8 protein-coding genes are annotated in these 6,414 nt (G+C 52.1%); all 8 read left to right on the top strand.

Annotation, left to right across the window (positions count from 1 at the left end; genetic code table 11):
• Positions 1-378: hypothetical protein (locus ACTNBK_RS16455; protein ID WP_441147721.1), on the top strand; the 378-nt coding region annotated here is incomplete at its 5' end.
• Between the two features lie 484 nt (positions 379-862).
• On the top strand, positions 863-2,353 hold the full coding sequence (locus ACTNBK_RS16450; RefSeq protein ID WP_272041096.1) for a hypothetical protein: 1,491 nt from the start codon (positions 863-865) through the stop codon (positions 2,351-2,353).
• Between the two features lie 224 nt (positions 2,354-2,577).
• The gene (locus tag ACTNBK_RS16445) at positions 2,578-2,844 is read left to right on the top strand and encodes a type II toxin-antitoxin system RelB/DinJ family antitoxin (RefSeq protein WP_177696382.1); all 267 of its coding nucleotides are present in this window, start codon (positions 2,578-2,580) and stop codon (positions 2,842-2,844) included.
• Positions 2,844-3,104, top strand: coding sequence for a Txe/YoeB family addiction module toxin (locus tag ACTNBK_RS16440; protein WP_195556787.1), 261 nt, complete (start codon positions 2,844-2,846; stop codon positions 3,102-3,104). Before ACTNBK_RS16445 ends, ACTNBK_RS16440 begins: the two co-directional genes overlap by 1 nt.
• A 17-nt stretch (positions 3,105-3,121) precedes the next feature.
• Complete coding sequence (locus ACTNBK_RS16435; RefSeq protein ID WP_177696385.1) at positions 3,122-3,370, top strand: hypothetical protein; 249 nt, start codon at positions 3,122-3,124, stop codon at positions 3,368-3,370.
• A 116-nt stretch (positions 3,371-3,486) separates the two neighbouring features.
• Positions 3,487-3,867 carry a hypothetical protein gene (locus tag ACTNBK_RS16430; RefSeq protein WP_243270633.1) on the top strand — a complete coding sequence of 127 codons (381 nt, stop codon included), beginning with the start codon at positions 3,487-3,489 and terminating at the stop codon, positions 3,865-3,867.
• Positions 3,868-4,031: 164 nt separating this feature from the next.
• On the top strand, positions 4,032-5,015 hold the full coding sequence (rlmN, locus tag ACTNBK_RS16425) for a 23S rRNA (adenine(2503)-C(2))-methyltransferase RlmN (RefSeq protein WP_002584956.1): 984 nt from the start codon (positions 4,032-4,034) through the stop codon (positions 5,013-5,015).
• Positions 5,016-5,421: 406 nt separating this feature from the next.
• On the top strand, positions 5,422-6,414 hold a 993-nt coding region (locus ACTNBK_RS16420; RefSeq protein WP_441147717.1), incomplete at its 3' end, for a plasmid recombination protein.

Raw genomic sequence — 6,414 nt, 5'->3', positions numbered from 1 at the left:
AAGGCAGCGGCGATCCGTGGGGCCGCTGCGGAGCAGAAGGTGAAAGAGCTGAAGGTAGAAAATCAGCAGCTTCATAGCCGGATGCCGTCCATGAAAGAAAAGCTGAAGGAGGCCGAGGAGCGGCAGCGGCTTATCAACGAAAACCGCAATTTGCAGGTACAGGTGGAGTATCTGGAGAACAGCTTGGACAGTGAGCGCAACTTCGCATCCCGGCTCCTGGAAGGGGTCGAGGCGGTGCTGGACTTCCTGGATCGGCACCTGCCGGAGCAGTTCCGGCCCATGCTGGAAAGGGCGCGGGAGCTGCTGCCTGTGCCGGAGCTGCAACAGCCGGAACAGGAGCAGGATCGGGGCCACACCTGGGGCGGCATGGAACTTTGATAAGGAAAAATCTCATTGATAATATATAGCTTGTCCAGGGGTCTTGAAAGAGCTGCCTGGACAGGCTATAATAACAACTGAAAATAGGGAAAAAATATATTGATAATATATGCCGTGTAAGGGGGCCAGGGAGAGGTGGAAATAAGGCGGGAATTTTGGCTGTCGAAAAATAGGGAAAAAATATATTGATAATATATGCCCCCCTATGGGCCTTTAGGCCCTCAAAGAAATCTCTTAAATTTCTCTCTCGGACAGGGAGAAAGTCGAAGGGGAAAAGGGGGGTGGGCGGAGGCTGTGGGAATGTGGTAAACCCGAATAGGGTTTTCCATCATTTCCATGGCCGGAGCCAGGGGGGAAAGGGGGAGGTGACTTTCTCTTTAAGGCCCCGAAGGGGCCGCTCTTTGGCTCCCCCTTTCCCCCCTCCCGCCCGCAGGCGTTTTTGTGGGAACAGATTTTTGATAATTTTTCTTCTGGAGGTGATTCTATGGCTACGGATCAGCAGGCCGCTATGGAGCAGCTGCGGGCGTTGTATCGGGAAAAAAATGAGCATCTGGAGAAGTTCCTGGAGCCGGTCACGCCTTTTGAGTTTTACCGGGAGATCTTCCCCGTGGGCAGCTTTGAGCGGAAGGGCCATTTTGAGGACGAAAAGGGCAACGGGATCGCGGTGACGGTGCCGCCAAAAGCCGCAGGGATTGCCTTGGAGATCCAGGAGGAAGGCAAGGCCAAACGCTACACCATCACCGATGAACTGTCGGAGCTGTCGGAGGTCTACGATACTGACTTTACCATCATGTCCCCTCTGTCCTACTTCGGTCGGCGTCGGTGCGGCAAGAATGCTCGGTATCTCTATGCCATGGTCTTTGACCTGGATGGGGTGGGGATGCCCCAGCTCCGGGACACGCTGCACCAGATGAATAAGGATATTTTGCCCCAGGCAACCTTTGTCGTAAACAGCGGGACGGGGCTTCACCTGTATTATGTCCTGGAGGAGCCTATCCCCATGTACCCGCACAACCAGAAATGCTTGAAGGAGCTGAAATATTCTCTCACCCGGCAGATCTGGAACAGGTACACCTCCACCATCAAGGAGCCGCAGATGCAGGGTATATTGCAGGGGTTCCGGGTGGTCGGCTCCGGCTCCAAGCTGGGTCGGGAGTACCCCGTAACGGCCTACCGGCTCGGCGGGAGGGTGACGCTGGAGAAGTTGCTGGAGTTTATCCCGGACAGTAACGGGGAGCAGCAGCGGCTTGAGGGGCTTATGAGAAAGAGCCGCCTGTCGCTGGCTGAGGCAAAGGAGAAGTACCCGGACTGGTACGAGCGGCGGATTGTCAAGAAGGAGCGGCGGGGCCGCTGGACGGTCAAGCGAGATTTATACGACTGGTGGCTGCACCGGATCGGGGATGAGATTCGCGTGGGCCATCGGTTCTATGGCATTATGACGCTGGCGATCTACGCCAAGAAATGCGGGATTAGCGAGGACGAGCTGCGCTGGGACGCGTTTTCCTTGCTGAAACCTTATGACGATATGAGTGTCGAGGACATCAACCGCTTCACGAAAGACGATGTGGTGTGTGCCCTGGAGATGTTCAATGAGGACTATGTGACATTTCCCAGGGACGATATAGCGAAGTTGTCCGGTCTGACTATGCCGGTCAATAAGCGGAACTGGCGCAAGCAGGAGCAGCATTTGAAGATTGCCAGGGCAACAAGGGATATAATTCACGATAATTGGCGGGAAGGGAATGGTCGTCCATCAGTCCAGAATAGGGTGTATGAGTGGCGGCAGAAGCACCCGGAAGGTCGTAAGGCCGACTGCCACCGGGACACGGGGCTTGATCCCAAAACAATCCGTAAGTGGTGGGACAGCACGCCCCCGGCTGTTCGTGTCCAGGATGGACACATTACGGTGCGTGTTACCCCCTCCCAGGCGGTGAGTGATCTGCTGGTGGAGGCATTAGGCCAGAGTAAGGATTAGGGGCGGTTTCCGGCCCTGTAACGGCCCAGGAGGGCTTTTCCGGCGGTCTGAGGGTAAACATACCACCCCCCTCTTTATTGCGCCCGGAAAGCCTTGCAAATCAAGGGGTTTACCACCCATAAATGTCTACATATCAGCGTGACGCATTTGCAGAATTGTAAAGAAAAACACTTTTATTTTTCTTTATTTCTGCATATAATATGAGTAGGAAAGGAGTGTTGGATATGGCACACACGGTCAATGTGAATTTTAAGTTGGATGAAGATGTGAAAAAAAGGATGGAACGGGCCTGTGCCGAGATGGGCCTTTCCATGAGCGCTGCGTTTACGATGTTTGCAAAAAAGGTCGGCAGGGAGTACCGTATCCCGTTTGAGGTTTCGGCTGATCCGTTCTACTCGGAAAGCAACCTCCGGCACCTGGAGAGCGTTATGCAGGATGTGAAGGATGGCAAGGCCCACTTTGCCGCGCATGACCTGATCGAGGTGGACTGATGAAGCTGCTGTGGGAGGATCGGGCGTGGAGTGATTATCTGTATTGGCAGACACAGGACAAAAAGACGCTGAAACGGATTAACGCGCTGATAAAGGATATTCTGAGAAGCCCCTACCAGGGGATCGGCAAGCCGGAGCCGCTGCGGGGGAACCTGAGCGGCTGGTGGAGCCGCCGCATTGACGAAACCAATCGTATTGTTTACTATGAGCAGGGAGATGTTATTTATATTATCTCCTGCCTGGGCCACTATGATGATTGAGAAAGGAAGGGCCGATTATGAGCTGGGATAAAGAGAGGATCGCGCAGCTGCAGCTCCCCGATCCAGCAGACAATGACCCGCACCCCCGTCTACTTCTGGAGGGGGAAGGCGTACACGCCGGGCAGGGGTTTACTGCTCTGTTCCCCGATGGGTGGCATGACATTACCCTGGAGGTAGCCTGGGAGCCGGAAGGCCCCGGTTGCTGGTACATATCCACGCCGGGATTTAAGGGCGTGTGTCCCATTGGCCTGTTCGTGAAGGTATGAAAACGATCCGACAGATAGCCGACGAGATAGGAGTATCGAAGCAGGCGGTCTATAAACGGTATAAAGGGAAGCTGCATACGGTTTGCGCTCCGTATGCGCATACGGAGCAGGGGGTCTTGTATCTATCGGAGCAGGCTGAAACCCTGATAAAACAAGACTTTTTGAAGGTTGACCGCTCCATTGGAGCGCATACGGATACGCATACGGAGCGCTCCAGTGGAGCGGTGTCGGAGCAGTCGCAAGAGGACAGTGTGGTGGCAGTTTTACAGGCTACTATCGACACGCTGCAGGGGCAGCTTGAAGTAAAAGACCGGCAGATTGAAAAATTGACGGAGGCCTTGGTTGCTGCCCAAAAGACGGCGGCAGCGGCCCAGGCTCTCCATGCAGGAACAATCCAACAGCAGCTCCTTACTGACGAGGCCGGAGCGGATCAGCAGGGCCAGGAGCCGGAGCCAGGAGAAAAACGAGGCTGGTTTAGAAAATTATTTCGAGGATAAGAAAGTCCGACAAATTGGAAGTTGCAGGGGCGGGTTATTATATGAAAAAAGTTTTTCTAAAGATAACGCTGGGAGTGGTTCTCGTTTGCATTTTGTTTGTTGGATTTCTCTAATCAAAAATACAGAAAAACAAACTTTTATTATTTAGAAGAAAGGATATAAAAATGAAACGTTTACCTAAATATACGCCTGCGGAAGTACGGAATGATCCATACGGATTTACTTACAAAGAAATGTCGGAAGTTATTGGCGAGAATGAAGCAAAAGCCTTATATGAAGAATTATATAAGCAATTACCACGCAAAAAAAATCTATCAATGTTGGTAAAAAATATTTGCAAAAGCAGTGATACTGAAAAGTATGTTTACGAACTGAAAGACAACAAATACATTGAAACGGTTTTTATCAAGCGGCGAGATGGTGGAACTGTTTGCGTGAGCACACAAGTCGGTTGTCCTGTTGGTTGTATTTTTTGTGAGTCCGGGCGAAATGGCTTTGTTCGTAATCTAACATCGTCAGAAATCGTACAACAGATTATATTGTTGCGTCGAAAAGTAAACCGTATCGTTTTTATGGGTATGGGAGAGCCTTTATTCAATTATGACAACTTGATAAAAGCAATCCATATTCTCCGAGATAGATATGGGCTCAACTTTCCAACCGACGGCATTACCATATCAACAGTTGGTCCGGTCGATCAATTAAAAAAATTGCGCGAGGAACATCTTAAAATTCAGTTGACAATATCTTTACACGCAGCAACACAATCTGCAAGAAATCGTATTATTCCTCACATGCGCATATATGCTATTGAAGATGTTGTTAAGCAAGCCTTATCCTATTCTGAAAGGCATAATCGCAAAATTGTCTTTGCGTATTTGCTTTTACCGGGTATAAATGACCGGCCCTCAGATGTAAGACAACTTGCAAAATGGTTTCGGGGCAAAAAAGTTATGATTAACGTGTTACAATACAACCCAACAAGCAATTCAAGAATTAAAGCACCACAGAAACGGGAAATAGTTGCATTCAAACATCAATTAGAGCAAGCAGGACTTGAAGTTACTATGAGAGTTTCTCATGGCAGAGAGATTAACGCGGCTTGTGGACAGTTAGCTAACACATATAATAAATTCAAAAAAAAATGATTAAAAGTGCCAGACGCATAGACGCAGAGCCGATAACGCATTAGGTCAAAAAACCTATGTGTTATCGGCTTTTTTATTTAATATTGCGCAAAAGCCGCTGTTCCCTATTATAGAATGGATTGCGGGTAGTGTATTAGCCCTCGTCCCCTGGGGAGCCGCCCGGAGGAGGCGGGGCCGAAGCCCCAGCCGGAGCCGGCCGGGAGCAGCGGGAAACCGCAGCGGCCGGCAGCTCCGGCGATCCCCCGCGGGAGCGCGCAAAAGCACTTTCATACTGACGCCCCAACGGGGCGGCGGTGTGAAAGTGCTTTTGCGTTACTTTCTCACCGAGAAAGTAACAAAGAGGTCTTGCCCCCCTGCGGGGGCTATGGTAAGATGGGATTGGTAAGAGGTTCAGACGATAGAAAGGGTGGGTGATTTTATCGGTACAACTATTTCCGGCATGACTGGCCGGGGCAGCATCCGGCATAACAACCGGAGCTTTTCAGCGGCGAATGTAGACCGGAGCCGGACGGAGCAGAATGTGACTTTTTGCAACGATGATCTGAAACAGGTCTACCATGAGATCTTCGACGAGGCCCTGGCTGCCTATAACGCCAAAAAGAAAAAGACCAGGGATAAGATCCCCGACTACTATGAGCATATCCGCCAGGGGAAACAAGAGAAGCTGTTCCATGAAGCAATCTTCCAGATCGGCAACCTGGAGGACTGCGGCTGCGGCTCCCCTGGAGGGGAACGGGCTGCAGCAGCTCTCAAAGAGTTTGCGGAGTCCTTCCAGGAGCGCAATCCCCATCTGCGGGTGTTCAATATGGTGCTGCACATGGACGAGGCCACGCCCCATCTCCATGTAGACTTTGTGCCGGTGGCCACGGAGCAGAGCCGGGGCCTTTCCACCCGGGTTTCTATGAAACAGGCACTCAAGCAGCAGGGGTTTGTAGGGCTTGGACGCAATCAGACGGAGTGGCGAGCCTGGATGGAACGCGAAAAGGCGTCGCTTACGGAGATTGCCCAGGCGCATGAGTTCGAGATCATCAGCCTGGGCGGTGGCCGTCCTCACATGGAATTGCCGGAGTTCAAGGCAGCGGCCAAGCGGCTGGAGGCTGTCCAGGAGCAGGTGGCGGCAGCGGAGCAGGAAATGGCCGAACTGGAGCAGCAGAGGAAGGCCCTGCAGGGGACGGTGCGGCAGCTCCAGGCTGCGGAGAAGGTGCGGGTTGACCTGGACGCGATCCAGCCAGAGAAAACGCTGACAGGAGCCGTCAAGGGCGTTACAGTGGAGCAGGTGAAGGAGCTGAAGGCAGCGGCGATCCGTGGGGCCGCTGCGGAGCAGAAGGTGAAAGAGCTGAAGGTAGAAAATCAGCAGCTTCATAGCCGGATGCCGTCCATGAAAGAAAAGCTGAAGGAG

It is taken from the genome of Intestinimonas sp. HCP28S3_D6 (assembly GCF_052065695.1).
In the GTDB taxonomy this organism is placed as follows: Bacteria; Bacillota; Clostridia; order Oscillospirales; family Oscillospiraceae; genus Intestinimonas.
Note: the sequence above shows the minus strand (reverse complement) of the source record. Positions and strands in the feature narration are given on the sequence as shown.